The sequence below is a fragment of the Actinoplanes sp. NPDC051494 genome, from assembly GCF_044454705.1.
Classification (GTDB): domain Bacteria; phylum Actinomycetota; class Actinomycetes; order Mycobacteriales; family Micromonosporaceae; genus Actinoplanes.
In genome coordinates this window covers 253,850-280,286 of the sequence record NZ_JBITDZ010000009.1, presented here as the reverse complement: position 1 = coordinate 280,286, position 26,437 = coordinate 253,850, and the positions used below count along the sequence as shown (strand labels likewise).

Genomic DNA, 26,437 nt, shown 5'->3' with positions numbered 1-26,437 from the left:
CGGTAGGCTCACGATCGTGATTGACCTGCGTCTGCTCCGTGAGGACCCCGAGCTGATCCGCGCCAGCCAGCGAGTGCGCGGCGAGTCCACCGACAAGGTGGACGCGCTGCTGCGCGCTGACGAGGAGCGCCGAGCCGCCACCCAGCGGTTCGAGTCCGTGCGGGCCGAGCAGAAATCCCTGGGCAAACAGGTCTCGAAGGCTTCCGGCGACGACCGGGCCGCGCTGCTGGCCCGCACCAAGGAGCTGGCCGGCGAGGTGAAGGCGGCCGAGGCCGCCGCGAACGCCGCCGACGAGACGCTGCGCGCGGCCCACCTGGCCGTGCCCAACATCGTGCAGGACGGCGTCCCGCCGGGTGGCGAGGACGACTTCGTGGTGCTGCGCGAGGTCGGCGAGACACCCAAGATCGAGAACCCGAAGGACCACCTCGAGATCGGTGAGGCGCTGCGCGCCATCGACACCGAGCGGGGGGCCAAGGTGTCCGGCTCGCGGTTCTACTTCCTGACCGGTGTGGGCGCGTTGCTGCAGCTGGGCATGCTGCAGCTGGCGATCGCCCAGGCCGTCGAGCACGGGTTCATCCCGTCGATCACGCCGGCGCTGGTGCGCCCCGAGGCGATGGAGGGCACCGGTTACCTCGGCGCCCACGCCAGCGAGATCTACCGGCTGGAGGCCGACGACCTCTACCTCGTGGGTACGTCCGAGGTGGCGCTGGCGGCCTACCACTCGAACGAGATCATCGACCTGAACGGTGGCCCGGAGCGGTTCGCCGGGTGGTCGTCGTGCTTCCGCCGCGAGGCCGGCTCGCACGGCAAGGACGTCCGCGGCATCCTGCGCGTGCACCAGTTCGACAAGGTCGAGATGTTCTCCTTCTGCAAGCCCGAGGAGGCCGAGGCCGAGCACCTGAAGCTGCTCGCCATGGAGGAGGAGATGCTCGCCAAGGTCGAGGTGCCCTACCGGGTCATCGACGTGGCCGCGGGTGACCTGGGCTCGAGCGCGACCCGCAAGTTCGACTGCGAGGCGTGGGTGCCGTCGCAGAGCCGGTACCGCGAGGTCACCTCGACGTCCAACACCACCACGTACCAGGCCCGGCGGCTCAACATCCGCTACCGCGACGAGGACGGCAAGCCCCAGACGGCGGCGACGCTGAACGGGACGCTCGCCACCACCCGCTGGCTGATCCCGATCCTGGAGAACCACCAGCAGCCGGACGGTTCGGTGCGCGTGCCGAAGGCGCTCCAGCCCTACCTCGGCGGCCGGGAAGTCCTCGAACCCGTTCGCTAACGATCACGAAACCGCCTGGCTACCAAAAGTCATAGCTGCTGGTAGCCAGGCGCGTGTAACGTTTTCCTTCCGCCCTCCGCGGGGGTTTCCCACCCTCGGAGGTTCTGATGACCAAACCCGGCCTTCCGAAGCTCATCGCGACCGATCTCGACGGCACTCTGGTACGCAGCGACGACACCGTGTCCGCGTACACGCACGAGGTCCTGGACCGGGTCCGGGCCGCCGGGATCCGCATCGTCGCCGCGACCGGCCGCGGTCCCCGCCTCACCGAGCTCGTCCGCACCGACATCCGGGTCGCCGACTTCCTCGTGCTGGCCCAGGGCGGCTGGGTCATCGACCAGAACGAGTCCCAGCTCCTGCGCAGTGCCCGCCTGCCCGGCCGCGACCTGGCCCTGGTGCTGCAGAGCCTGGAGGCCGAGGTCGGACCGCTGTCGGTGATGGTCGAGGCGCTGGAACACCACGACTCCCCGCTCTGGGGCGACTACGACCCGACCTGGCGTTATCCGGTCACCATCGAGGCGCGGACCCGGGCCGAATGCACCACCGGCGACGTGATCAAAGCGTTCGCGCGCTCGTTCGACCGCCACGTCGACGACCTGCTGGCCGCGGCCCGGCGGATCGTGCCGGAACACGTGGCGTCCGTCACTCAGGCGGGTCTGGACTACGTCGAGATCTGCCCTCCGGACGTCGACAAGGGCAGCGGTCTGGCGGTGGTCGCCCAGGCCGTCGGCGTCGACCCGGCGGACGTGCTCGTGTTCGGGGACATGCCCAACGACCTGCCGATGTTCGCCTGGGCCGGGTGGGGGCGGGTGGCCGTCGCGAACGCGCACGCGGAATTGCTCGCGGTGGCCGACGAGGTCACGCTCTCCAACGACGAGGACGGGGTCGCGGTCTATCTCGACCGGCTACTGTCCAGGTGATGTCAGAATTTCGCCTGGTCGCCTCGGACATCGACGGCACTCTGATCCGCAGCGACGGAACACTGAGCCCGCGCACCACCGAGGCCATCGACCGCCTCCACCGTCAGGGTGTCCCGACCGTCCTCGTGACCGGCCGGCCGGTGCGCTGGCTGCGCCAGCTCTACGACCAGATGGCCGAACCGCTGCCCGCGGTCTGCGCCAACGGCGCGGTGATCTACGACCCCGGGACCGACGAGATCCTGCGGGCCGCACCGATCTCGGTCGAGCTGCTGCTCGACATCACCCAGCGGTTGCGCGAGGCGGTGCCCGACGTCGCCCTTGCCGTCGAGGTCGAGGACGGCAGAAGCTTCTGGTACGAGGAAAAGTGGCCGTTGCTGTGGGACGACCAGCACAAGTCCGTCCGGGTGCTCGCGACTCAGGAGCAGCTGACCTCGGTGCCGGCCGTGAAACTGCTGGCCCGGTCGGCCCACCACGACCCGGACGACTTCGTGGCGCTGGTGAGCCGGACCCTCGGTGACGCCGCGGTGGCGACCCATTCGTCGAAGTCGGCGCTGGTGGAGATCTCCGCGGCCGGCGTGACCAAGGCCGCGGGTCTGGCCTGGGTCTGTGAGCGGCAGGGGATCACCGCCGCCGAGGTGGTGGCGTTCGGGGACATGCCGAACGACCTGCCGCTGCTGACCTGGGCAGGTCGTTCCGTGGCGATGGGCAACGCACACCCCGCCGTCAAGGAGATCGCCGACGAGGTGACCCTCACGAACGACGAGGACGGCGTCGCCGCGTACCTCGAAGGGCTGTTCGGTCTATAGGTACTGACCCGTGCTCTCGTTCTGAGTGGGCATGCCGGGGATGGTGGTGCCCATCGGGAGGGCGGGCCGGCCCTGGCCGCCGCGCATCTGCTCGAGCTGCAGCCGGGCCGCCATCTGCTGGGCGACCAGCGCCGCCTGGATGCCGTGGAAGAGGCCCTCGAGCCAGCCCACCAGCTGGGCCTGGGCGATGCGCAGCTCGGCCTCGCTGGGCGCCTTGTCGGCGTCGAACGGCAGCGACAGGCGCTCGAGCTCGTCCTGCAGCTCCGGCGCCAGGCCGTCCTCGAGTTCCTTGATGGACCGCTGGTGGATCTCCCGCAGCCGGGTGCGGCTCGCCTCGTCCAGCGGCGCCGCGCGGACCTCCTCGAGCAGCTGCTTGATCATGCTGCCGATGCGCATGACCTTGGCGGGCTGCTCGATGAGGTTGCCCGGCTCCTCGGCCTTCATGGTGCCGTCCGGATCCATGGTGCCCAGCGGGCGGCCGTCCGGGCCCACCACGATGACGGAGCCGTCTTCCTGCTTGTCTTCGGTGCGGGATTCGTCGGTCATGCGATCCATCTTGCCTCGTGTTTCCCAGCGGCCGCCGTCAGGGTCGAAGCTCCGCCACGGCGCATTTGACACTGCCGCCACCCCGCTTGAGCTCGCTCAACTCCACGTGGACGGGCTGATATCCGGCCGCGCGGACCTTCGCCCCCATCGCGACGGCCTCGGTGTTGAGGATCACGTTCCGCCCGTCGCTGACGAGGTTGAGCCCGAACGCCTCGGCATCCGCCCGGTCGGCGAGCACCGCGTCCGGGAACAGCTGCGCGAGAACGCGCCGGCTCTGCTCGGAGAAGGCGTCCGGGAAGTACGTGATCCGGCTGTCGTCCAGCGCCGCCAGCGCGGTGTCGAGGTGGTAATACGCCGGGTCGACCAGGCGCAGGGAGATCACCGGGCGGCCCAGCACCTCCTGGGCCTCGGCGTGCGCGGCCGGCTCGGTGCGGAAGCCGTAGCCGGCGAGGATCAGCCCGCCGTACGCTTCCGGCAGGTACGCGAAGTCGCCCTCACCCTCGTTGACGTGCACCGGGTGGGTGTATTTCCAGTCGTCGGCGTAGAAGTGCTCGTGCGCCACGGCCTCGGCGGCGCGCTGGGGGAAACGGAACCGCGCGCCGTACACGGTGCCGTCGACCGAGAACGCGCCGTTGGCCGCGTAGACCATGTCGGGGAGGCCGGGTTGTGCGTCGAGCACGTGCACGGAGTGGCCGAGATCGGTGAGCGTGTCCCGCAGCAGGGTCCACTGCTTGAGCGCGAGGCCGGCGTCGACCGGGACGGAGGTGTCCATCCACGGGTTGATGGCGTACTCGACCGTGAAATGCGCTGGCGGACACATGAGATATGTCCGCTTTCGCGGCAACCGCTCCGTCTGGCTCATGAAGTAAAGGGTAGGTACGCTGGTACAACAGAAACAGCTCAATCCCTTGCAGGCCGGAGGCAATTCGTTGCGCATGGACGCTGTCGACCAGCGAATCATTGCGTTGCTGTCGGTGGACGCTCGCGCCTCGTATTCCGAGATCGGGACGAAGGTGTCGCTCTCCGCCCCCGCGGTCAAACGCCGGGTCGACCGGCTGCGCGCCGACGGGGTGATCAAGGGATTCACCACCATCATCGAGCCCGCCGCGGTGGGCTGGACGACCGAGGCGTTCGTCGAGCTGTTCTGCACCGGGCGCACCACCCCGGCCCAGATCACCCTGGCCGCCCGGCGCCACCCGGAGGTCGTGGGGGCGTACACGGTGTCGGGTGACTCCGATGCTCTCGTGCACCTGCGCGCCGCCGACATGGGCCATCTGGAGCAGGCGCTGGAGCGGCTGCGCGCCGAGCCGTTCGTGACCTCGACCCGCAGCATGATCGTGCTGTCCCGGCTGGTGGAGACGCCTGCTCCGGTTCCCGCACCGGGTTGACGGGAACCCCACGGCGTCACCGGGCGTCCTAACCCCATGTCGCACCGTGTCTCGCTTGCGCTGGTCCTGCTGTTGTCGCTCGCCGGCTGCACCTCGTCGCCACCCGCGCCACGCCCGTCGTCCGCGATGCGGCTGGTCGCATTCGACTCGTGTCAGCAGCTCGAGAAGGACCTGCGTGCGGCCGCGAAGGACAGTGTCGGCGCATACGGCTTCCCCGGCGATGCGCCCGTGGCCGAAGTGATGGATCTCGGCGGTGCCCGGTCGATGGCCTCCGCCGCCAAGGCTCCTTCTTTTTCGGGCACAAACAACCATGAAGCGGACGCGGACGAGCCGAACATCGTCAAGACCGACGGGAAACGGATCGTCACCCTCGACGGCAGCACGCTGCGGGTCGTCGACGCCACCACCCGCCGGCCCACCGGGAAGCTCGACGTCGGCGCCGTGGGCGGCAACCTGCTGCTCTCCGGCGACACCGCGCTCGTGCTCGCCGGCGGTGGCGGTCCGGGCGGTGCGATCACCTACAAGCGGGGGCTACCACGGACCGAGACCCAGCTGCTGCTCGTCGACCTGACCGGGACGCCCCGGATCATCAGCCGGTACAGCTCGGAGCGGGCCAGCCTGCTCGACGCCCGGCTGACCGGCAGCACCGCCCGGGTCGTGCTGCGCTCCACCCCCGGCATCGCGTTCCCCGAGCTCCCCACGGTCAACGACGAGAGCAAGCGGATCAAGGCCAACCGGAAGGCGATCGACAAGGCCGCCGCGGAGGCCTGGCTGCCGTCCTGGACGGTCACCGACGCCGCGGGGACGTCGTCGGCGGGCCGGCTCGCCTGCGGCCAGGTCACCCGGCCGGCCGCGTATTCCGGCAGCGCCCTGGTCAGCGTCCTGACGTTCGACCTCGGCAAGGCGACGCTCGGCGACGGCGATCCGGTCGCGGTGGTGGCGGACGGCGACACCGTGTACGCGACCGGAACGAGCCTGTACCTGGCCAGTGACCAGCGCTGGCGCCTCGACCGGGGCCTCGGGCGGGCCGCGCTGCCGGTGCGTGAGGAGACCGAGGTCTACCGGTTCACCACCCAGGCGACCGGGCCGGTGACGTACGCGGCGGCCGGCACCGTCCCCGGCTTCCTGATCAATCAGTACGCCCTGTCCGAATGGGACGGCCACCTGAGGGTCGCCACCACGAGCGGGGAGCAGTCAGCGGTACGCGTGCTCGAGCAGCAGGGCGACAAGCTCACCCAGGTCGGGGTCGTCGACGGGCTGGGCAAGGGCGAACGGATCTATTCGGTCCGGTTCCTGGGCGCCCGCGGTTACGTCGTGACGTTCAAGCAGACCGACCCGCTGTACTCCCTCGACCTGAGCGTGCCGGCAAAGCCCGAGGTCACCGGCGAACTCAAGATCACCGGTTACTCGGCGCACCTGCAGCCGGCCGGCGACAACCGCCTCATCGGCATCGGCCAGGAAGCCGACACCACCGGCCGGGTCCAGGGCACCCAGGTGTCCCTGTTCGACGTCGCCGACCCGGCGTCCCCGCGGCGGCTCGCCCAGCACCAGGTCCCGGGCGGCCAGTCCGAGGCCGAGTACGACCCGCACGCGCTGCTCTGGTGGCCGGCGACGCAGCTGCTCGTGGTGCCGGTCGCGTCGCTGTCCTTCGACGGCGGCGGGGCGAGCGCGCTGGCCCTGCGCGTGACCGACCAGGGCGTGACCCGGGTCGGCACGTTCGACCGCCCGGGGATCCGCCGCTCCCTGGTCATCGGCGACACGCTATGGACCGTGGCCGACGGAGGCCTGCAGGCGTCGAACCTGTCCACCCTGGATCAGGTGGCCTGGCTGCCCAACGACTGATCAGAGATACATGCCCGGGCGGTGGTCGTCGCCGTCCTTCGGGCCGGACTTCGGCGGGGCCGGCTTGTCGCCCTCGCCGAAGAACCGCTTGCCGCCGAACTCGCCGTGGAGGCGGTCGTCCAGCTCGTCCGCGAGCCCGGTCATCACCTGCACGGCGAGCATGAGGTGGGTGGCCTGGAAGTTGCGGCCGAACACCGGGATCGAGGCCCAGACGGTGTCCTGGGCGCAGTACAAGCGGCCGATCGGCATCCGGTTGGTGAGCTCGGACAGCTTCACGTACAGCTGCTCGGTCGGCTCGACCTCGGTCAGGATCGGCGAGAAGACGTCGACCAGCGGCGGGTTGTCCCGGACCCGGACGAAGACCATCGCGGACCCGGCCCGAATCCCGATGTCGCCGTCGGTGTCGACCTGCAACTGGTCGACCGTGGTCTTGGACATCGTCGCGACGACCGTCCGCACCCGCTCCTCGAGCGGGACGACCTCGTCGGCGGCGTTGGCCAGCGCCTCGGAGAGCACGCCGTCCTCGTCCAGGTCGTCGAGGCTGAGCACCTCGTCGATGCTGGGCTCGTGCCGCGCGGTGGCCAGCGGGGCGGTCTCGATCGGCTCGTCCTGGTCGTCGTGCACCAGGTAGACGAGGAACGCGGGATGCGGCGCGCCATAGACGTCCCGCAGCGTCCGGGACACGATCGTGGCCAGCTGCTTCGCGCCGTCGACCGAGGTCCGCAACCCGAACGAGTCACCGGAGTCCGGCAGCACCCCGGGCGGCGACCAGCCCAGCGCGACCAGGTCGGCCACGGCCGACCGGTCCATCCGGTAGCCCTCGGGCAGCCCGGCGTTGCCGACCGCGAGCGCCTCCACGACACCGCCGTCGAGTACCCGGATGCTCACCGAGTAGACGGCCGTCCCGGTGCCGGAAGCGGTCGGGTCGAGCGTGATGTCGACATACGCCCCCGCGCTCAGGCTCGGGAGCAGGGCGGCGAACGCACCGGCGAACTCCCGCCACGCCTCGGTCACCTTGGCCCGCAGGTCGGCCGTGGTCGGCTCGTCCAGCAACACGCCTTCGGGCTGATCTGTACCGTTCTCCGCCGTCATGATCGTCACCTCCGCCCCGTCACCCTATCGAGCCGCGCGCCCGCCCATCGGCCGCGTCCCATTCCGGGTTGTTGCTGCTTCTACTTCTGCTCCGCGGGCTTCTCGTCTGCGCCTGCGGCGGGCCAGGCGACTGCCAGTGCGGTGAGACGCTCGGCGACGTCCGCCGGATCAGCGCCACGGCCCACGGCCAGCCCCATCAGGTACGCCGTGACAGGCGCACCCGGCCGCACCACGTTGTGGGCGACGTCGCGGGCCACGTCCAGCACCGCCTCGTGCCGCACGTCCGCGGGGCTGAGCCCCAGCTCGGCGGACGCTGCCCTGATCCACTCCTCGAGCACGTTCACCGGGCCCATTCCTCCGCGGCGCGCAGATCGTCGTCGGTGTCGCAGTCGAACCACGGCGGCGGGCCCGGGCGCCGCCAGGAGACCTCGCTGAACTGCAGGTGGTCGAGGAGCGCGTGCATCGAGGCACCGTGCAGGCCACCGCGCTCCGCCTGGAGCTGGCTGAGGGCCTTGCGCAGGGCAGTGGTGCGCCAGACCCCACACAACGTCTGCCTGCGCCCCTCCGCGTCCCGGTAGAGCGCACCCTGCATCATGTGCGCGGATTCGACCGTGAGTCTGAGCACATCGATCGCCTCGCCGGTCAGCAGCGGCAGATCCGCGGCGAGCAGAGCGGTGAAGCTCACGCCCTCGGGAACCAGCGCGAGCCCCGCCGCGGTCGCGGCCACCGGGCCACCGCCGGGCGGATCCTCGGTGGTCGAGGACACCTGAACGGGCAGGTCGGGAGGCACCCTGCCGACCACCACCCGAGGGTCCGCATCGTGCACCGCCGCCAGCACGCGGGTCAGCATCGGCTGGCCGGCCACCGGGATGGTGGGCTTGTCCGCACCACCCATCCGACGCGCCGCACCGCCGGCAAGCACCACCGCCGCGAATCCCCCCACGTACGTACCGTATCCCGCCGAGCCCCCGGGCGTGACTGTTGCCTTCGTCGTTGCGTGCTGTCACCCCCGCCGCACCGGCGTCGTCGGGTGCGTCCCCACCACGGCATACGCTCGTCGTATGGCGCGCACGATGAACCGGCGACCGGTCATGAAGATCAATCTCGACGATGCCGCGGAGCCCCGGCGACGGCCCGACGACCTGGCCGCGGAGGAGCCGCTCGAGATCCGGCTGCGCAAGGAACCCTTGGCCGTGACGATGCGTACCCCGGGTCAGGACATCGACCTGGCGATGGGCTTCCTGCTGACCGAGGGCATCATCCGCACCGCTGACGACGTGCTGACCGCTCAGCTCTGTGCCGGCACCGACACTCCGAACACGTACAACGTGGTCGACGTCGTGCTCGGCGCGGACGTCCCACCGCCGGTGACCGACCCGAGCCGCAACTTCTACACCACCAGTTCGTGCGGCGTGTGCGGAAAGGCCAGTATCGACGCGGTCCGTACCCGATCCCAGTTCGACGTCGGCACGGACGAGATGACCGTCACCGCCCGGACCCTGTCCGAGCTCCCGGACAAGCTGCGGGCCGTCCAGCGGACGTTCGAGCGCACCGGCGGCCTGCACGCGGCCGGGCTCTTCACCGCGGACGGCGAGCTGCTGGTGCTGCGGGAGGATGTCGGCCGGCACAACGCCGTCGACAAGGTGATCGGCTGGGCGCTGCGCGAGGGGCGGCTGCCGCTCACCGGCCACGTCCTGCTGGTTTCCGGCCGGGCCAGCTTCGAGCTCACCCAGAAGGCGTGGATGGCCGGCCTCCCGGTGCTCGCGGCGGTGTCGGCGCCCAGCACGCTCGCGGCGGAGCTGGCCGACGAGGCCGGGATGACGCTGGTGGGATTTCTGCGTGGACCGTCCATGAACGTCTACAGCGGATCGCAACGCGTCATGGTCTGAGTTCGTTGCGTATTCGGACGCCATTAATCCGCGCCACGTAGCCGAGACATTCACGCTGATGAGGCTGTCCTGCGTCCGTAACCCCGGAACGCTGGGAGCTCCGACATGGCCTTGTCGCGCCGAACCCTCCTGCTCAGCGGCGCCGCGGTCGGAGCGGCCACCGCCGCGACGACCTGGCCCCTGGCCGCCTCCGCGACCCCGTACGCCGGGCCGCTGCGCGCCGATCCGTTCACCCTCGGGATCGCGTCCGGCGACCCGGAGCACGACGGCTTCGTGCTGTGGACCCGGCTCGCGCCCACCCCGGTGGCCGAGGACGGGCTCGGCGGCATGCCTGCCCGCGATGTCCCGGTGGCGTGGGAGCTGGCGGCGGACGACCGCTTCCGGCACGTCGTCCGCCGGGGTGTCACGATCGCCCGGGCCTCCGCCGCGCACACCGTCCACGTCGAGCTGAGCGGGCTCCTGCCGGGCCGGGAGTACTTCTACCGGTTCAGGGCCGAGCGCTACCTGTCGCCGACCGGCCGGACGAGGACGGCACCCGCGCCCTGGTCGATGCCGCGCTCGCTCGCCATGTCGTTCGTGTCCTGTTCGCAGTACGAGCACGGCTACTTCACCGCATACCAGCGGCTGGCCGAGGACGAGCCGGAACTGATCCTGCACCTGGGCGACTACCAGTACGAATACGCCCCCGGCAGCTACACGATCCCGGGCGGGAACCCCCGCGACCATGCCGGGCCGGAGACCGTGACGCTGGCCAACTACCGCCAGCGCCACGCCCAGTACAAGACCGACCCCGACCTGCAGGCGGCACACGCCGTGGCCCCGTGGGCGGTGGTCTTCGACGACCACGAGGTCGAGAACAACTGGGCCGACGAGGTGCCGGAGCAGCCGGATCCCGCGTTCCTCGCCCGCCGGGCGGCGGCTTTCCAGGCCTACTACGAGAACATGCCCCTGCGCCGGACCTCCATCCCGCGCGGCATAGACATGCAGTTGTACCGACGTCTGCACTGGGGCCGGCTGGCCACCTTCCATCTGCTCGACACCCGGCAGTTCCGCGACGACCAGGGCTGCGGGGACGGATACAAGGACTGCCCGGCCGCCCTCGACCCGGCCCGTTCGATCACCGGCGCCGAGCAGGAACGGTGGCTGCTCGACGGCTTCCATCGGTCGGCGGCCCGCTGGGACGTCCTGGGCCAGCAGGTCTTCTTCGGCCGGCGCGACAACAACTCCGGCCCGGCCTCGGTGGTCAGCATGGACAGCTGGGACGGGTACGCCGCCTCCCGCGACCGCATCACCAGAGGCTGGGTGGACGCGGGCGTCCGCAACCCGGTCGTGCTCACCGGGGACGTCCACGCCCACTGGGCGGACGACCTCAAACTCGACTGGACCGACCCCACCTCGGCCACCGTCGGCACCGAGCTGGTCTGCTCGTCGATCACCTCTACCGGCGACGGTGTCGATGTGGTTCCTGCCGCTCATCCCTGGACCTCCTGGAACCCTCACCTGCGCTTTTACAACAACCAGCGTGGGTACGTACGCACCCGGATCACACCCGGCGACCTGACGGCGGACTTCCGGGTGCTGCCCTACGTGACCCGTCCCGGCGCACCGGCGCACACCCGGGCGACCTTCGTCATCGAGGACCGGGTGCCGGGGCTGCAGCAGCTCGCGGACACCCCGACTCCCGGCGGCGCGGTCTCGTCACTGCGGAGTGACGACCTCGGCGCGGCGACGGTCCGTCAGGAGACGGAGCGGCCGATCCGGTAGCCGCATTCCCCGGATCCGGTGACGTCCTGGTTCTCGACCGGTCCGGGTGGTCACCCCCGGTCGCCGGGCCGTCCCGATCCGGATCGAATCGCAGGTAGTCCCGCAGCCCCGGGACGGCGGGCCAGCCGGCGACCGCCTCGGGCGGGACCGCGTTCAGCAGGATCCGGCCCACCAACTGCGCCATCTGGTTGTCCTCGTCGGCATCGCGCGCCCGGTCGACCGCGATGTTCGCGAGCGCGCCCTGACCCGCTCGCCACGCGACGAAGCCGAGCATCGCGGCCGGGGCCGCGGCCTGAGCCGGATCGCACCGCCGCACCAGGTCCAACCAGAAGGACACCTGCCAGTCATCGGCCCCCGTACGGAGCCAGGCGTAATCGCGGACGCGGATGTCCTGGAGAGCGAGGGCCAGCCACGCCACCTCCTCGTCGGCCAGCCGGCCACCGGTGCGATAACGGTGCTCAGCGGCGCGTACCGCTTTCCTCCCGATCCTGAGGAGCACCCGGTTGAAAATGCGGGTCTGTTCCGCTGTCACCGGCGGGCTCACCTCAACCGCGTCCGGCAGACCCGCCGCCTTGCTGTACAGCTCGAGCAGTCGTGCCGTGGCGCCGACGCCGGCCCGGTTCATCGCCTGCCGCTCGCTGCCTGTCACCGGAGCCACCTGTGCCTCCAGGTCCTTCCTGCGCGGCAACGCGACCGCCCCCGCGAAGGTCGCCTCGGCCGCCGCCAGGCTGTCCGCCGGCGGGTAGGGATGGCCCTCCGCGGAACAACACCGCAGCTCCTGGCACCGGTAGGACCAGTAGCGCCCCTCCGTGACGCGCAGCTCGTCCTCGATCAGCACACCGGCCGCGCTCAGCGCCCGGGACGCACGCCGGACAGCCGGTGTCACCCGGGTTCCGGGGCCGTATCCGACGAGGATCGCCGCCGCGGGTCTCTGCCCCAGGACACCCGTCACCAGTAACTCGGCCCAGTCCCTGGCCTCCGCGGCCGGGGCGTCAAGCTCCGGAAGATCGGTACGGACGACGAACGCCTCGCCGGGTCCGGGCAATGCCACGACGACCAGGCTGTCCTCGGGGTGGAACCCGAGGGCGTAGGGCAGTCCGGCGAGCAGTTCGGAGATGTACGGCTTCGACATGCCGGGCAGCGTGGACCAACCGGGGCGGCGTCCGCATCCCGATGTTCCGCGCCCTGTGGACAGAGCCGGATTGTGGATAACTCACGGCACCCGGCGCCGGCCGTGCCAGGCTTCCAGGACCCAGCCGGCCCCGAGGTCAGGAGCGGAATTGAAGCGCGTGCAACTCCAGCCCGTCCTGCTGCCACTCCTGCGTCTGATGATCAAGATGCATCGTCAGCTCGATGGACGACACCACGTCATATCCGGCCGCGTGCAGGCTGCGGATCGCCTCGACATTGCGCGACGCGGGCGAGATCGTCAGCGACAGCATGCTGCGCTTCTTGGCTTCCTGAGCCACATGGCGCAGCAGCTTGCGACCCACGCCCTTGTGGCGATGGGTCGCCGTGACGACCACCGGCTCCACCTCGCCCGCGCGGCCACGGATGATCAGCCCGACCAGGCCGACGACGCCGTCGTCCGCGTGGTCGGCCACCCAGAGCCCACCAAGATCGAGCCGGGTCAGGTATTCCTCGAAACCCGCGCCGCCGTCGTCGGACGGATCCCCGTACATGCTGTTGTGTTCCGAGGTCAGCTCGGACCACAGGCGGCGGCCGGCGCTGTGGTCGCTCGGCCGGTACGAACGCACCGCGACAGGTGTCATGCCGACATTTTGACTCCGATCCGGGCACGCCGTAACCCGAAGTGGAAGATAAGGCGGTGGATCTGGCATATCTGCGCGCGCACCCGGAGCATCTCCCGACATTTCTCACTCATCAACGGATTCGGGAAACACCGGTGGGCGGGGGTGACGTATGCACGGCGACCCGCTTGACCTTGGAAGACGGCTCGTCGGTCTTCGCGAAGACCTGGCCCTCGGGCGAGGCTCCGGAGCAATTCTTCGCCACCGAGGCGGCGGGGCTGAATTGGCTTCGCGAGGCCGGCGAGGTGCCCGTTCCGGAGGTATTCGTGGCGCTGGCCGGGATTCTCGCGCTCGAATGGATCGAGGCCGGCCCGCCGACGCCGGGTGCCGCGGAGCGCTTCGGCCGGGAGCTGGCGGGCATGCACCGGGCCGGAGCGGGGAGCTTCGGGGCGCCCTGGACGGGCTTCATCGGGCCGCTGACGCAGGACAACACGCCTGCCACCGGGCCATGGAGCGAGTGGTTCGCCGAGCGGCGGCTGCGGCCGTACCTGGAGATCTCGGCCGACCGCGGTGCGCTCTCGTCGGCCGACGTCACGGTTGTCGAGGGGGTCATCGACCGGATCGGCTCGTGCGGCGGGGAGGAACCGCCCTCGAGGGTCCACGGCGACCTGTGGCCGGGCAACGTGCTGTGGGGATCCGACCAGCGGGGATGGCTGGTGGACCCGGCGGCGCACGGCGGACATCGCGAAACGGATCTGGCCCAGCTCGCGCTGTTCGGTGGGGCGCCCCATCTGGAACGCATCGTCTCGGCGTATCAGGAGGTGTCGCCGCTGAGCGAGGGATGGCGGGCACGGGTGCCCCTGCACCAGTTGCACCTGCTGCTGGTGCATACGGCGGCTTTCGGCGAGACATATCGCGGCGCCGTGCGAGCTACCGCGGAGGCGGCGCTGCGGGCTTGAACGTCCAAGCAGTGGTTTGCATAACGGCAATCGGACGAATCAAGCGCTACGTTCGATCAGTGACTGAGCTTGCCCTGCCCGTCGTGCCGCCACGAGGATCCGTCCGTGGTGGCGGAGTGCTGGCTGACCGCTTCGGCCGGGTGGCGACCGACCTCCGGGTGTCCCTGACCGATCGATGCAATCTTCGCTGCACCTACTGCATGCCCGAAGAGGGTCTGGCCTGGATGCCGCGCGAGCAGCAGCTCACCGACGACGAGGTGGGGCGGCTGATCCGGGTCGCCGTCGAGCTGCTCGGCGTGACCCAGATCCGGTTCACCGGTGGTGAGCCGATGATCCGCCGCGGCCTGCTGGGCATCGTGGCCGGTGCCGCGGCGCTGCGCCCCCGGCCCAGGATGTCGATCACGACGAACGGCATCGGGCTGGAGCGGCTCGCCGGGCCCCTGCGCGAGGCCGGCCTCGACCGGGTCAACGTCTCCCTCGACACGTTGTCGCCGACGCGCTTCAAGGAGCTCACGCATCGCGACCGGCACGCTGACGTTCTCAAAGGCCTGGCCGGCGCGGCCGAGGCGGGGCTGACCCCGGTGAAGATCAATACCGTGCTCATGCGGGGGATCAACGACGGCGAGGCGCCGGCACTGCTCCAGTTCGCGCTCGACCATGGGTATCAATTGCGCTTCATCGAGCAGATGCCACTGGACGCCCAGCATCAGTGGGACCGGCAGGAGATGGTCACCGCCGATGCGATTCTTGCTTCTTTGGCGCCCTTTGGGCTGGTTCCCGACAATGTTTCACGTGGAACAGCGCCGGCCGAGACGTGGCTCGTGCCGGGTTATCGCGACGCCGCCGACCAGCCGGCCCGGGTGGGCGTGATCGGCAGCGTGACCAGGCCGTTCTGCGGGGACTGCGACCGGACCCGGCTGACCGCGGACGGACAGGTGCGCAACTGCCTGTTCGCCACCGGTGAGACCGACCTCCGCGGATTGATGCGGGACGGCTCCTCCGACACCGAGCTCGCCGACGCCTGGCGGGCGGCGATGCTGGGCAAGAAGGCCGGCCACGGCATCGACGATCCGTCATTCCTCCAGCCGGACCGCCCCATGTCCGCGATCGGGGGATGAGTCCGATGGTTCAGGTGCGCTACTTCGCGGGAGCACGCGCGGCTGCCGGCGTACGGGAGGAATCGATCTCCGCCGGTTCGCTGGACGACCTGACGGACACGCTGACCGAACGCCACGGCGAACGGCTCGCCGTGGTCCTCAAGGCCGCTAGTTTCCTGGTGGACGGCCTCGCCTGCCATGATCGTCGCGCGGCACTGCCCGCCGGGGCGACAGTCGACGTCCTGCCGCCGTTCGCTGGGGGTTGAGCTTGCTCGGGTTCGCCGGACTCATGATTGTCGTGCTCACCCTGATCCATCTGTACCTGTGGAAGCGTCTGGTCCACGACACGCTCCGCAACGTCTGGGCGCGCCGCGCGGGTGGCACCCTCGTCATCGTCCTGGCCGTCCTCGTCCCGGTCACCCTCATCGGCGTCCGGGCGGGCCACCTGAAGTGGCTGGCCTGGCCGGGATACATGTGGCTCGCGCTCATGTTCTACCTGCTGGTGACGCTCGCGGTGCTGGAGATCCCACGGCTGGCCGCCAACCTCTGGCTACGCCACCGCGCCAAAGCCGAGGCCCAGCCCTTGACTGAGACGCGAGAGGGCCGGGAGACGGCACCAGTCGTGGCACTGAGTTCGACAGCTGACGTGGCCGCGACGGAAACGCCCATCCGGTCGACCGACCAGGTCAGCGCTGACGGCCAAGGCGGTGTTGATGACCAAGCCGGTGTTGATGGCCAAGCCGGCACTGACAACCACGATCGCGCGGCCGGCGATGGGGGCGGGGAGCCGGGGCGGGGGGTCGATCGGCGACTTCTGCTTGCTCGGGGGGCTGCGATCTTCGCCGGGCTCACCGCCGCGGGGATCACCGGCTACGGCGTGCAGACCGCGCTCGGGGGGCCTCGGATCGATCGGGTGCAGTTGCCGATGGCCAAGCTGCCCCGGGCGATGGACGGGACCCGGCTCGCGGTGGTCTCCGACATTCACCTGGGGCCGCTGACCGGGATGCGGCATGCCGAGCGCATCGTCGAGGTCATCAACTCGGTCAACGCCGACATTGTCTGCGTGGTCGGGGATCTGGTCGACGGGAGCGTGGCCGAGCTGGGGAAGTTCGCCGCTCCGCTGCGGGGGATCCAGTCGCGGCAGGGGGCGTACTTCGTCACCGGGAACCACGAGTACTACTCCGGGTATCAGGAGTGGGTCGAGGAAGTCGCCCGGCTCGGGATGCGGCCGTTGCGCAATGAGCGGCTGGAACTGGACGGGCTTGATCTGGCCGGGGTCAACGACCTGGGCGGGGCCGATCACGGCGACGCCCCCGATTTTGCCCGGGCGCTCGGTGACCGGGACACCGCCCGGCCGGTGGTGCTGATGGCTCACCAACCGCTGGCCGCCGTTCAGGCCGCCCCCTACGGCGTCGATCTGCAGGTCTCCGGGCACACCCACGGTGGGCAGATGGCCCCGTTCAACCTGCTGGTCAAGCTGGAACAGCCGGTGGTCAGCGGGCTCGGCGCGGTCGACGGGATGCCGGTCTACGTGACCAACGGTGCCGGGTTCTGGGGGCCGCCGGTTCGGGTGGGGGCTCCTCCGCAGGTCAGCGTCATCGAGCTGCGGGCGCCGTAACGAAACAGCGACGCCCGGCCGCGCCTGGGGCCCGGGCCGGTGCGGGTGGGCGGGGATGGCAGGCTGGGGGCGGCCCGGTGTGGTCGTGGGTGGTGTCCGGTGGGCAGGGAAATTACCTCTTGGAAGTGAATCTTGGTGGATTGGGCTGAGCCACGGGCGTTACCTCCACGGGATTCAATCGTGGATCGGTTATGTCACTTCGCGCGTGGCGGCTTCGAGGCTGTGGCGCGCTCGTGACAGGATGCAGCGTGCCCTCGGACAGCGCAGGGTCCTCGGTTGCCGCGGACACGTACGTCGCGGATCTGCACATCCACTCCCGGTATTCCCGTGCCTGCAGCCGCGACCTCACCCTCCCCAATCTGGCCTGGTGGGCCCGCCGTAAGGGCATCACGGTGCTCGGGACCGGCGATTTCACCCATCCGGCATGGTTCGACCACCTGCGGGAGAGTCTGCGGCCCGCCGACGAGCCCGGGCTTTACCGGCTCAGCGCCGACGCGGAAGCCGACGTCACCAAGCGGCTGCCCGGTTCGCTGCAGGCCGCGGATGCCGCCCGGTTCATGCTGAGCGTCGAGATCTCCACGATCTACAAGCGCGATGACCGTACGCGTAAAGTGCACCACCTCGTCTATCTCCCCGATTTCGAGGCGGCCGCCCGGTTCAACACCGCGCTCGGCCGGATCGGGAACCTGACCGCCGACGGGCGGCCCATCCTCGGCCTGGACTCGCGCGATCTGCTGGAGATCGTGCTGGAGGCCAGCCCCGACGGTTACCTCGTGCCCGCGCACATCTGGACGCCGTGGTTCTCGGCGCTGGGCTCGAAGTCCGGGTTCGACGCGATCGCCGACTGCTACGCCGACCTGGCCGGGCACATCACCGCGGTGGAGACCGGCCTTTCCTCCGATCCGGAGATGAACTGGCGGGTCTCGAGCCTCGACCGATACCGGCTGGTCTCGAACTCCGACGCCCACTCGCCGGCCGCGCTGGCCCGGGAGGCCACCCTCTTCACCGGGACGCCGGACTACTTCGCGATCAAGAACGGTGAGACGCTCGCCGGCACGATCGAGTTCTTCCCGGAAGAGGGCAAGTATCACGCCGACGGGCACCGGGTGTGCGGGGTGAGCTGGGAGCCCGAGCGGACCCGGCAGGCCGGCGGGCGCTGCCCCGAGTGCGGCAAGCCGCTGACCGTGGGCGTGCTGAGCCGGGTCGAGGATCTGGCTGACCGGACGAACGGCGGGGAACGCAAGGAGACCGTCGAGCACCTGATCCAGCTGGCCGAGATCCTGGGTGAGATCAACGGGGTCGGGCCGAAGTCGAAGACCGTGGACGGGCAGCTCAAGACGCTGGTCTCGGCGCTCGGTTCGGAGCTGGACATCCTGCGCAAGGTCCCGCTGGACGACATCGGTCAGCACGGTGGCGAGAACCTGAAAGAGGCGATCACCCGGCTGCGGCGCGGTGCGGTGCGGCGGGTGCCCGGCTTCGACGGTGAGTATGGCGTCATCACCGTGTTCGAGCCGGGTGAGATCCGTAACGCGCAGAGTGCTCCGCAGTCGGAGACACTGTTCGACATGATCCCGGTGCCTCAGCAACGCAAGGCGGAACCGGCGGTCGGCCGTGCGACCGTGCCGAAAGCTCCCGCCAAGGCCAAGGAGCCGGCGAAACGTAAGGCGCCCGCCCCGCCGATCCAGCAGCCCGCGTCGCCGCACGAGCCGTTCGAGCCGACGCTGACCGGGATGGAAGAGGTCGGCACCGGGTTGCTCGACCGGCTCGACGCGATGCAGCGGGTGGCCGCATCCGCGCCGGGTGGGCCGCTGCTGATCGTCGCGGGGCCGGGCACCGGCAAGACGCGCACGCTGACGCACCGCATCGCGTACCTGTGCGCCGAGATGAACGTCTTCCCGCACCGCTGTCTGGCCATCACGTTCACCCGGCGGGCCGCCGAGGAGATGCGGGACCGGCTGGCGTCGCTGATGGGCGACACCGTGCAGGACCTGACCGTGGGCACGTTCCACTCGATCGGCCTGCGGATCCTGAAGGAGAACGCGAAGGCGGCCGGGCTGGGTGCCGGGTGGCGGATCGCCGACGACGCCGAGCGGGCCGCCGCGCGGGAGCAGGCCGGGGACGACGACGCCGGCTATCTCAAGCTTCTCCGCCAGCAGGACCTTGTCGACCTGGACGATCTGCTGACCATGCCGGTGGCGTTGCTGCGCGACGACCCGGCGCTGGTCGACAAGTACCGCAAGCAGTGGCAGTGGATCTTCGTGGACGAGTACCAGGACGTCGACGACACCCAGTACGAGCTGTTGCGCCTGCTCAGCCCCGCGGACGGGAACCTCTGCGCGATCGGTGACCCGGACCAGGCGATCTATTCGTTCCGGGGTGCGGACGTCGGCTACTTCCTGCGCTTCAACCAGGACTTCGAGAACGCGCGGCTGGTCCGGCTGACCCGCAACTACCGGTCGTCCGCGCCGATCCTGGCCGCGGCCGTGCAGGCGATCGCCCCGACGTCGCTGGTCAGCGGCCGCCGGCTGGACCCGGCCCGGGTGAACCCGGAGTCGCCGCTGGTCGGGCGCTATTTCGCGGGCAGCGCGGCGGACGAGGCCGATTTCGTGGTGCGCACCGTCGACGAGCTGGTCGGCGGGTTGTCGCACCGGTCGCTCGACTCGGGACGCATCGATTCCCGGGCGGTGGCCCCGGGCACGCTGTCCTTCTCGGACATCGCGGTGCTGTATCGCACCGACGCGCAGTCGCAAGCCGTGGTGGACGCGCTCAGCCGGGCCGGCGTACCCGTGCAGAAGCGGTCGCACAACCGCCTGCGGGACCGTCCCGGGGTGCAGGTCATCGCCCGCGAGCTGCGGCACGCGGACAAGACGTCCGGCCCGCTGGCGACGCGGGTCAAGCAGGCCGCGCAGGTCCTGGCCCAGCGGTACGCCGCACCGACGCTGGACGCCGAGCAGCTGGCCCCGGAGGACATCTGGGCCGCGGCTGACCTGCTGATGCCGCTGGCCCGGCGGATCGGCGACGACCCGGCGGTCTTCCTGCAGGAGATCGCGACGGGCGCCGAGGTGGACGCGCTGGACCCGCGGGCCGAGGCGGTCAACCTGCTGACGCTGCACGCGGCGAAGGGCCTGGAGTTCCCGATCGTGTTCCTGGTCGGGTGCGAGGACGGCCTGTTGCCGCTGCGCTGGCCCGGTGGCACGCCGTCCGACGACGAGGTGGCCGAGGAACGACGGCTGTTCTTCGTGGGGCTGACCCGGGCCCAGGACCGGCTGTACGTCACGCATTCGGCCCGGCGGTTCCGGCATGGCAGCGAGCGCGAGCAGCACCCGAGCCCGTTCCTCGACGCGATCGACGCCGGCCTGTTCGAGCGGATGGGCAACACCGTCCCGAGCCGCCCGAAGGACCGCCAGCTGCGCCTTCTCTAGGCGAGCAGCAGTCCGGCGAGCGCACCGGCCAGCAGGGAGGGTCCGAGCGGCACCGCGGTGTGCCGCCGGGCCCGCCCGGTCAGCAGCAGCACCACGGCGACCGGCCCGTTGATCAGGTGCGGGACGACCAGCCCGGCGACGACCGCCGGCCAGCCGGCGAACCCGAGCACAAAACCCAGGACGGTGGCGAGCTTCACGTCGCCCAGGCCCAGGCCGTGGCCGGGCAGGATCGCGATGAGCAGGTACGCCGTCCCGCACAGTCCCGCCGCCAGCAGAGCCCGTCCCGCCCGGCCGGGATCCCCGGCGAGCACCGCCCCGGCGCCGAGCGGCAGCACCGTGCCGAGTGCCAGCGCCCCGACGAGCGGGTCGGGCAGGCGGTGGCAGCGCACGTCGACAGCGGCCAGCAGGACCCCGAGCAGCAGTGCCGGGAGTAGGACGAGCAGCGCCGGGGAAGCGCCGAGACCCCAGCTGAGCAGGCCCGCGGCCAGGGCACCGGCCCCGGCTGTCCACATGGGTGCCGGACGGCATCGGCAGGCACCTCCCGCGCGTACCCAATCGGGGGTGGGGGTGTCGCAGTGAGCGCAGGTGATCCGGGCCGGGGTGCCGCGGGGCACCGCCAGGCGGTCCGCGACGCGGGGGACGAAGGTGGCACCGGCGCCGCCGAACATCGCCGCGCCGAGGATCAGAGGGAGGGACATGTGCAGCGACGGTATCCCCGGAAAGGGGTATGTCGCGCGTCTTGTTACCGACACCGGACGGCGATCGCCGCGATTCCGGGCACCTCAGCGTCCCGGGTGCCCGGTACGGTGGCCTACAGCGAAACCCCGCCTGGAGGAATCCCGATGTCGCAGAACGGCCAGGGCTGGTCGACCGGCGAGCCGTATTCGGCCCCCGCCGATCCCTGGGGTGACGCCGCGGGCACGCACGTCTCCGACGATGCGTGGGGTGGCCAGCCGGTCTCGGTCCCGCCCGGCTACGCCCAGGATCCATACACGGCGGCCCCGCTCAACACGCCGCCCCCGGTCTGGCAGCACCCGCCCGAGCCGCCGGTCCGCAAGCGCACGAACGGGCCCATCGTCGCGATCGTGGTCGTGCTGGTCCTGCTGATCTGTGGCGGACTGGGCACGACGGCCTGGCTGGTGCGCCAGCCGGATTCCGCGGCGGGCGAGCGGGCCGGGGTGCCGGCGCCTTCGTCCACCGCGACCCAGGACGTGGCCGCGCCGGAGACGCAGCCGAGCCAGGATGCCCGGTTCGTCAGTAAGGGCCAGTGCGTGCGCAACGAGGGGCACGCCGACGACAGCCCGCAGCTGACGGTCGTGGAGTGCACCGACGGCACGTACGAGGTGCTCAAGCGGGTGGACGGCCGCACGACCGGCGAGGCGGACGCCGAGGGAAAGTGCAGCAAGGTGGCGAACTACACGAAGTGGTACTTCTACGACAGCGAGCTGGACAGCCTCGATTTCGTGCTGTGCCTGCGCGAGTACGGCAACAACTGATCCGGGATCCCCGGAATGGGTATAACAGGTTCATGAAGCCCGTACGCGCCGCCGCCCGTGCCATGCTCGGAGCGATCTTCGTGGTCAGCGGAGTCCGCACCGTGATCAATCCCGACGCCAAGGTCCCCACCGCGAGGCGGGTCACCGACAAGGCCGGTCCGCTGATCGAGCGGGTCGACCCACGTCTGCCCAGCGATGCCCGCACCCTGGTCCAGATCAAGGGCGGTGCCGACGTCGCCGCCGGGCTCCTGCTGGCCACCGGGCGGTTCACCCGGCCCGCGGCGGTGGTGCTCGCGGCCGGTCTGGTGCCGACCACGATCGCGGGTCACCCGTTCTGGTCCGGGCCGCGCGAGGAGCGCCAGCAGCACCAGACCCAGTTCCTGAAGAACCTCGGCCTGCTCGGTGGTCTGCTGCTGGCCGCGGTCGACACCGAGGGCCGGCCCGGCCTCGGATACCGGACCAGTCACGCGATCGACCGTTCGCAGCGCGGAGTCAGCCGCGCGGTGGAGCGTTCGCAGCGGTCGGCCCGCCGCGCCGTCCGTACCGCCCGCCGGGAGGCCAAGATCGCCACCCGCTCCGCGTCGGCCGCCCGAAAGATCTTTTAGAGATCACCAAACCGCGGTTAAGGCGTTAAGCGGGACGGAGGCCCAGACGCGCTAGCTGTGGGAGGTCGGGCATGCCCGCGACGCGGACATCGGCACGCCCGACGACCCACCGATCCGTCGTGGTCACTCTCGCGTGCGTCGGGTTGCTGGCCGCGATCACCACGATCGCCCAGCGGTACGGGTTCAGCACGCTCGCCCGCGACCGCGGAGCCGTCCTGAGCTGGCTGCACGGCGACGGCCTGTACGCGTACCGGGAACCGGGCACGCACCTCGGCACCGCGCTGTCCCCGGCCGCGGCGCTGTTCATGGCCCCGGCCGCGTTCCTGCCGGTGATGGTCGCGGGCTGGCTGGTGGCGCTGGCCGGGGTGGCCGCGCTGACGCTGTCCCTGATCGCCCTGGCCGGCCCGATCGCCCGCCGGTACGGCCGGCGCCCGTGGCCGGTGGTGCTCGCGGCCGCCGCGCTGGCGCTGACCATGGAGCCGATCCGCGCGACCATCGGCCTGGGCACCCTCGACCTGCTGGCGTTCGGCCTGGTCACCGCCGACCTTGTCGCCCTGCGCCGGATCCATCCGGCCGGGCCGTCCACCCCCGCGCCGGCCCGTGCCGGGCCCGTCGCCCGGTGGCCGCGATGGGCCGGCGTCGGGATCGGGCTGGCCGCGGCGTTGACCGTGAGCTCGGCCTTCTTCATCGTCTACCTGCTGGTGAGCCGGCAGCGAAGGGCCGCGCTGATCGCCACCGGGACCGCCGTCGCGACCGCGCTGGTGCCATTCGCGATCAGCCCGCACGAGAGTGCGGCCTGGTTCGGTGACGTGCTGTGGCGGATCGACCGGTCCGGGCCGATCGAGGCGACCGGCAACCAGTCGCTGGCCGGGGTGCTCGCCCGGCTGTACGACGCGACCACCACCCCGGTGCTGCTGTGGCTGTCGTTCGCGCTGCTGATCACCGCGGTCGCGATGATCCGGGCCCGGGCCGCCCACGCCGACGGCGACGAGGTCGCGGCGTTCTCGCTGGCCGGGTTGTCCGCGGCGATCGCCGGGCCGATCAGCGGCACACACGAGCTGTTGTGGGTGCTGCCCGCGCTGCTCGTGCTCGCCGACGTCGCGGCCGGGTACCGGACCGCGCCCCGGCATCCCGCGGCGCGCCGGCCGAGCCGCCCGGGCACCGCGACCGCGGTAGCCGGGATCGGCACCTACCTGCTGTTCGTGCTCGCTCCGATGTGGAGCCTGTCGGACCAGTTCGCGGTGAACTCCTATGCCCTGGCGCTGATCCTGCTGGTCAACACGCTGCCCTGGCGGCAACCGCCGCCACGGATCAGGGGCAGTTGACCCACTCGTCGGTGCCGTCGGTGAAGACCTGGTGCTTCCAGATCGGCAGCCGCGCCTTGGCCTCGTCGACCAGCCGGGCGCAGGCCGCGAACGCCGCCGCGCGGTGGGCCGTGCTCACCGCCGCGACCAGGGCCACGTCACCGATCCGCAGCGCGCCGACGCGGTGCGAGATCGCGACCGCGTACACGTCCGGGTCGGCCGCGATCTCCGCCGCGACCTCGCGCAGCACCGCCGCGGCGCTCGGATGGCCTTCGTACTCCAGGGCCGTCACGCTCCGGCCGCCGTCGTGGTCGCGGACGACACCCTGGAACGACACCACCGCGCCGGCCCGGGGGTCGGCGACCGCCTTCTCGTGTGCTGCCAGGTCCAGGGCGACGTCGCCGACCTCGGCGATGCGAATCAGGTCCGTGCTGGTCATGGACGCTCTCCGGGATACAGCGGGAGGGGCAGGAAGGGCACGGTGTCGCCGGCGTCGGCCCGGGTGCCGGGGCGCACGACGACGAACCCGTGGGAGTTGGCGAGGCCGCGCAGCATCGACGACCCGGCATGATCGACCGCGGTGGCCCGGCCGGCCGGGTCGAGCCCGGCCAGCGCGAGGTGGGTGAAGTCGCCCCGGCCCGGCACCGGTGCGGTCACCTCGACCGGGGGCAGCGCCGGCAGCTCCCGGCCCCGCAGACCGGCGAGCAGCGGCGCGACCAGCGAGACCAGGGCGATGACCGCGGACTGCGGGTTGCCCGGGAGCCCGGCGAGGAAGCGGGGCCGGCCGTCCGGGCCGGGCACCCGGGCGAGCAGCATCGGGAAGCCGGGGCGGACGGCGACGGTGTTGACGATGTACTCGGCGCCGAGCTCGGCCAGGGCGGGGTGCAGGTGGTCGACGGGACCGTGCATGGTGCCGCCGGTCGTGCAGACCACGTCCGCCAGGGCCAGGCCGCTGCGGATCGCGGCGACGTGCGCTTCGAGCGTGTCCCGGACCGGGCCCTGGATCGCGGCGGGTTCCACCGTGGCCCCCGAGCGGCGCAGCCAGGCCGGCACCAGCGAGCTCAGCGAGTCACGGACCCGGCCGTCACCCGGCGGACCGCTGGTCAGCAGCTCGTCGCCGAACACGAGGAGCGCCGCGCGGGGCTCGGAACGTACCGAAAGGGTGTCGTAACCGCAGGTGGCCGCCATGCCGAGCACCGCGGGGTCGATCGGCGTGCCGGCCGGGAGCAGTTGCTCGCCGCGCACCGCCTCGTCGCCGGGCAGCCGCCACTCGGGCTCCGCCCGGGCCGCGCCGCTGACCAGGCCGTCGGCGTCCCGGGTGGACGCCTCGACGCGGATCAGCGCCTCCGCGCCGGCCGGGACCATCGCGCCGGTGGCGATCTCCACACAGGTGCCGGCGCCGGTCAGGGGCGCCGGGACACCACCGGCGAGCACCTGGCCGACCGGGCGCCACGGCCCGGGACCGCGCACCGCCCAGCCGTCGATGCTCGATGTCGGGAACGCCGGCAGGTCGGTCAGGGTGACGAGCGGCTCGGCGAGGGTGCGTCCGTCCGCCGCGCTCAGGGGCAGTTTCTCGGCCGGGCCCGCCGCGGCCCGGCCCGCCTCGTAGGCGAGGGTGCGGGCCTTGTCCCAGTCGACGGGCAAACTCTCTGCGGTCACCCTTGAACCTTATGGTCGCCACCGGCGATCTGCGCCACGGTGTGAGCAAGGACGGGCCCCAGCACCGCCAGGCCGTCGCGGGCGCCGCCGGTCGAGCCCGGCAGGTTGACGATCAGCGTACGGCCGGCGACCCCGGCCAGGCCGCGGGAGAGCACCGCGGCGGGCACCTTGTCCCGGCTGTACGCGCGGACGGCCTCGGCGATGCCCGGGATCTCGAAGTCGAGCAGCGGACGGGTCGCCTCGGGGGTCCGGTCGGTCGGCGTGACCCCGGTGCCGCCGCTGGTCAGCACGACGTCGATCCCGTCGGCGACGGCCGCGCGCAACGCCCCCGCCACCGGTTCACCGTCGGGCACCACGACCGGGTCGGGGTCGACGTCGCAGCCGAGTTCCCGCAGGCCGGCCACGAGCAGCGGGCCGCTGGTGTCCTTGTACACCCCGGCCGCCGCCCGGTTGGAGGCGACGATGACCCGCGCGCGGGTCACGGACGGTCCTCGGGGCGTACCCACTCGCCGGTCTTTCCGCCCTCTTTGCGCAGCACCCGGACAGCCTCGATGCTGGCCGCCGGATCGACGGCCTTGACCATGTCGATCAGGGCGAGGCCGGCGGTCGCGACCGCGGTGAGCGCTTCCATCTCGACGCCGGTGCGGTCGGCGGTCTTGGTCGTGGCCACGATGTCGACGCCGGTGTCGGTGACCGTCAGGTCCACGGTGACGCCGTGCAGCCCGATCGGGTGGCACAGCGGGATGATGTCGGGCGTCCGCTTGGCGCCCATGATGCCGGCCAGCCGGGCGACCGCGAGCGCGTCGCCCTTCGGGAGGCCGTCCGCGCGCAGCAGGGCGACCACCTCGGGGGTGGTCTCCAGCCGTCCCGCGGCGACGGCGCGCCGGGCCGTCACGTTTTTCGCCGATACGTCGACCATGCGGGCCGCGCCCTGGGCGTCGACATGCGTCATTTTCGCTGCGTTCGTCACGGCTACCAGAGTATCCAGCGCGCAGTCGGT

General features: G+C 71.3%; 26 protein-coding genes and 1 pseudogene. 15 read left to right on the top strand and 12 right to left on the bottom strand.

Annotation, left to right across the window (positions count from 1 at the left end; all coding sequences use genetic code 11):
* Positions 1 to 16 precede the first annotated feature (16 nt).
* From serS to ACIA6A_RS28785, 3 genes are all read left to right on the top strand, one after another.
* Positions 17 to 1,279: a serine--tRNA ligase gene (gene serS / locus ACIA6A_RS28795; RefSeq protein ID WP_396101017.1), complete on the top strand. Its 1,263-nt coding sequence runs from the start codon at positions 17 to 19 to the stop codon at positions 1,277 to 1,279.
* Positions 1,280 to 1,386: 107 nt separating this feature from the next.
* Entirely contained in the window at positions 1,387 to 2,199 is an 813-nt protein-coding gene (locus tag ACIA6A_RS28790) for an HAD family hydrolase (protein WP_396101016.1), read from the top strand.
* Positions 2,199 to 3,005 carry a Cof-type HAD-IIB family hydrolase gene (locus ACIA6A_RS28785; protein WP_396101015.1) on the top strand — a complete coding sequence of 269 codons (807 nt, stop codon included), beginning with the start codon at positions 2,199 to 2,201 and terminating at the stop codon, positions 3,003 to 3,005. The genes ACIA6A_RS28790 and ACIA6A_RS28785 overlap by 1 nt, the downstream gene beginning before the upstream one ends.
* Here the strand turns inward: ACIA6A_RS28785 and ACIA6A_RS28780 are convergent.
* Both ACIA6A_RS28780 and ddaH read right to left on the bottom strand, forming a co-directional pair.
* A complete protein-coding gene (locus ACIA6A_RS28780) occupies positions 3,000 to 3,551 on the bottom strand; it encodes a bacterial proteasome activator family protein (RefSeq protein ID WP_396101013.1) in 552 nt (183 codons plus the stop codon). The genes ACIA6A_RS28785 and ACIA6A_RS28780 overlap by 6 nt on opposite strands.
* Before the next feature lie 37 nt (positions 3,552 to 3,588).
* Positions 3,589 to 4,413 carry a dimethylargininase gene (ddaH, locus tag ACIA6A_RS28775; RefSeq protein ID WP_396101012.1) on the bottom strand — a complete coding sequence of 275 codons (825 nt, stop codon included), beginning with the start codon at positions 4,411 to 4,413 and terminating at the stop codon, positions 3,589 to 3,591.
* Positions 4,414 to 4,480: 67 nt separating this feature from the next.
* Here ddaH and ACIA6A_RS28770 point away from each other — a divergent pair, with 67 nt between their 5' ends.
* Positions 4,481 to 4,939 carry an Lrp/AsnC family transcriptional regulator gene (locus tag ACIA6A_RS28770; protein ID WP_396101011.1) on the top strand — a complete coding sequence of 153 codons (459 nt, stop codon included), beginning with the start codon at positions 4,481 to 4,483 and terminating at the stop codon, positions 4,937 to 4,939.
* 36 nt (positions 4,940 to 4,975) lie between these two features.
* Positions 4,976 to 6,781 (top strand): beta-propeller domain-containing protein, encoded by a 1,806-nt coding sequence (locus ACIA6A_RS28765; protein WP_396101010.1) that lies wholly within the window; start codon positions 4,976 to 4,978, stop codon positions 6,779 to 6,781.
* Here the strand turns inward: ACIA6A_RS28765 and ACIA6A_RS28760 are convergent, their stop codons facing one another.
* The 3 genes from ACIA6A_RS28760 to ACIA6A_RS28750 all read right to left on the bottom strand — a co-directional run bounded on the left by ACIA6A_RS28760 (position 6,782) and on the right by ACIA6A_RS28750 (position 8,816).
* Positions 6,782 to 7,873, bottom strand: a complete 1,092-nt coding sequence (locus ACIA6A_RS28760; protein WP_396101009.1) for a T3SS (YopN, CesT) and YbjN peptide-binding chaperone 1 — start codon at positions 7,871 to 7,873, stop codon at positions 6,782 to 6,784.
* 80 nt (positions 7,874 to 7,953) lie between these two features.
* A complete protein-coding gene (locus ACIA6A_RS28755; RefSeq protein ID WP_396101008.1) occupies positions 7,954 to 8,217 on the bottom strand; it encodes a DUF6457 domain-containing protein in 264 nt (87 codons plus the stop codon).
* A complete protein-coding gene (locus ACIA6A_RS28750; protein ID WP_396101007.1) occupies positions 8,214 to 8,816 on the bottom strand; it encodes a molybdenum cofactor guanylyltransferase in 603 nt (200 codons plus the stop codon). The genes ACIA6A_RS28755 and ACIA6A_RS28750 overlap by 4 nt, the downstream gene beginning before the upstream one ends.
* Before the next feature lie 118 nt (positions 8,817 to 8,934).
* On the opposite strand from ACIA6A_RS28750, the gene fdhD reads away from it, so the two are divergent.
* Together fdhD and ACIA6A_RS28740 are read left to right on the top strand one after the other, a co-directional pair.
* Positions 8,935 to 9,762 (top strand): formate dehydrogenase accessory sulfurtransferase FdhD, encoded by an 828-nt coding sequence (gene fdhD, locus ACIA6A_RS28745; protein WP_396101006.1) that lies wholly within the window; start codon positions 8,935 to 8,937, stop codon positions 9,760 to 9,762.
* A 105-nt stretch (positions 9,763 to 9,867) separates the two neighbouring features.
* On the top strand, positions 9,868 to 11,526 hold the full coding sequence (locus ACIA6A_RS28740; protein WP_396101004.1) for an alkaline phosphatase D family protein: 1,659 nt from the start codon (positions 9,868 to 9,870) through the stop codon (positions 11,524 to 11,526).
* 148 nt (positions 11,527 to 11,674) lie between these two features.
* Here the strand turns inward: ACIA6A_RS28740 and ACIA6A_RS28735 are convergent.
* Positions 11,675 to 12,658 (bottom strand): annotated as a pseudogene (locus tag ACIA6A_RS28735) (DUF4192 domain-containing protein); the annotation flags it as partial.
* Between the two features lie 136 nt (positions 12,659 to 12,794).
* On the bottom strand, positions 12,795 to 13,298 hold the full coding sequence (locus tag ACIA6A_RS28730; protein WP_396101003.1) for a GNAT family N-acetyltransferase: 504 nt from the start codon (positions 13,296 to 13,298) through the stop codon (positions 12,795 to 12,797).
* A 56-nt stretch (positions 13,299 to 13,354) separates the two neighbouring features.
* Between ACIA6A_RS28730 and ACIA6A_RS28725 the strand changes: the two genes are divergently transcribed.
* The 5 genes from ACIA6A_RS28725 to ACIA6A_RS28705 all read left to right on the top strand — a co-directional run bounded on the left by ACIA6A_RS28725 (position 13,355) and on the right by ACIA6A_RS28705 (position 20,373).
* Positions 13,355 to 14,236, top strand: a complete 882-nt coding sequence (locus ACIA6A_RS28725) for a fructosamine kinase family protein (RefSeq protein ID WP_396101002.1) — start codon at positions 13,355 to 13,357, stop codon at positions 14,234 to 14,236.
* A gap of 74 nt (positions 14,237 to 14,310) precedes the next feature.
* Positions 14,311 to 15,354, top strand: a complete 1,044-nt coding sequence (moaA, locus tag ACIA6A_RS28720) for a GTP 3',8-cyclase MoaA (protein ID WP_396101161.1) — start codon at positions 14,311 to 14,313, stop codon at positions 15,352 to 15,354.
* Positions 15,351 to 15,599, top strand: a complete 249-nt coding sequence (locus ACIA6A_RS28715; RefSeq protein ID WP_396101001.1) for a MoaD/ThiS family protein — start codon at positions 15,351 to 15,353, stop codon at positions 15,597 to 15,599. The genes moaA and ACIA6A_RS28715 overlap by 4 nt, the downstream gene beginning before the upstream one ends.
* Before the next feature lie 23 nt (positions 15,600 to 15,622).
* Complete coding sequence (locus ACIA6A_RS28710; protein ID WP_396101000.1) at positions 15,623 to 16,951, top strand: metallophosphoesterase; 1,329 nt, start codon at positions 15,623 to 15,625, stop codon at positions 16,949 to 16,951.
* A gap of 248 nt (positions 16,952 to 17,199) precedes the next feature.
* Entirely contained in the window at positions 17,200 to 20,373 is a 3,174-nt protein-coding gene (locus ACIA6A_RS28705; RefSeq protein ID WP_396100999.1) for a UvrD-helicase domain-containing protein, read from the top strand.
* Here the strand turns inward: ACIA6A_RS28705 and ACIA6A_RS28700 are convergent.
* Complete coding sequence (locus ACIA6A_RS28700) at positions 20,370 to 21,071, bottom strand: prepilin peptidase (protein ID WP_396100998.1); 702 nt, start codon at positions 21,069 to 21,071, stop codon at positions 20,370 to 20,372. The genes ACIA6A_RS28705 and ACIA6A_RS28700 overlap by 4 nt on opposite strands.
* Positions 21,072 to 21,215: 144 nt before the next feature.
* Here ACIA6A_RS28700 and ACIA6A_RS28695 point away from each other — a divergent pair, with 144 nt between their 5' ends.
* The 3 genes from ACIA6A_RS28695 to ACIA6A_RS28685 all read left to right on the top strand — a co-directional run bounded on the left by ACIA6A_RS28695 (position 21,216) and on the right by ACIA6A_RS28685 (position 23,799).
* A complete protein-coding gene (locus ACIA6A_RS28695; protein ID WP_396100997.1) occupies positions 21,216 to 21,869 on the top strand; it encodes a hypothetical protein in 654 nt (217 codons plus the stop codon).
* Positions 21,870 to 21,901: 32 nt separating this feature from the next.
* On the top strand, positions 21,902 to 22,474 hold the full coding sequence (locus ACIA6A_RS28690) for a DoxX family protein (RefSeq protein ID WP_396100996.1): 573 nt from the start codon (positions 21,902 to 21,904) through the stop codon (positions 22,472 to 22,474).
* A 119-nt stretch (positions 22,475 to 22,593) separates the two neighbouring features.
* Positions 22,594 to 23,799 carry a glycosyltransferase 87 family protein gene (locus ACIA6A_RS28685; protein WP_396100995.1) on the top strand — a complete coding sequence of 402 codons (1,206 nt, stop codon included), beginning with the start codon at positions 22,594 to 22,596 and terminating at the stop codon, positions 23,797 to 23,799.
* On the opposite strand, the gene ACIA6A_RS28680 is transcribed toward ACIA6A_RS28685, so the two are convergent.
* Genes ACIA6A_RS28680 through moaC form a run of 4 tightly spaced genes read right to left on the bottom strand, consistent with a single transcriptional unit; the run spans position 23,786 to position 26,389 of the window.
* On the bottom strand, positions 23,786 to 24,217 hold the full coding sequence (locus ACIA6A_RS28680; protein ID WP_396100994.1) for a molybdenum cofactor biosynthesis protein MoaE: 432 nt from the start codon (positions 24,215 to 24,217) through the stop codon (positions 23,786 to 23,788). The two genes, ACIA6A_RS28685 and ACIA6A_RS28680, sit on opposite strands and share 14 nt — an antisense overlap.
* Positions 24,214 to 25,437 (bottom strand): molybdopterin molybdotransferase MoeA, encoded by a 1,224-nt coding sequence (locus tag ACIA6A_RS28675; protein ID WP_396100993.1) that lies wholly within the window; start codon positions 25,435 to 25,437, stop codon positions 24,214 to 24,216. The genes ACIA6A_RS28680 and ACIA6A_RS28675 overlap by 4 nt, the downstream gene beginning before the upstream one ends.
* Positions 25,434 to 25,919 (bottom strand): molybdenum cofactor biosynthesis protein B, encoded by a 486-nt coding sequence (locus ACIA6A_RS28670; protein WP_396100992.1) that lies wholly within the window; start codon positions 25,917 to 25,919, stop codon positions 25,434 to 25,436. The genes ACIA6A_RS28675 and ACIA6A_RS28670 overlap by 4 nt, the downstream gene beginning before the upstream one ends.
* Entirely contained in the window at positions 25,916 to 26,389 is a 474-nt protein-coding gene (moaC, locus tag ACIA6A_RS28665; protein ID WP_396101160.1) for a cyclic pyranopterin monophosphate synthase MoaC, read from the bottom strand. Before moaC ends, ACIA6A_RS28670 begins: the two co-directional genes overlap by 4 nt.
* Positions 26,390 to 26,437: the final 48 nt, after the last annotated feature.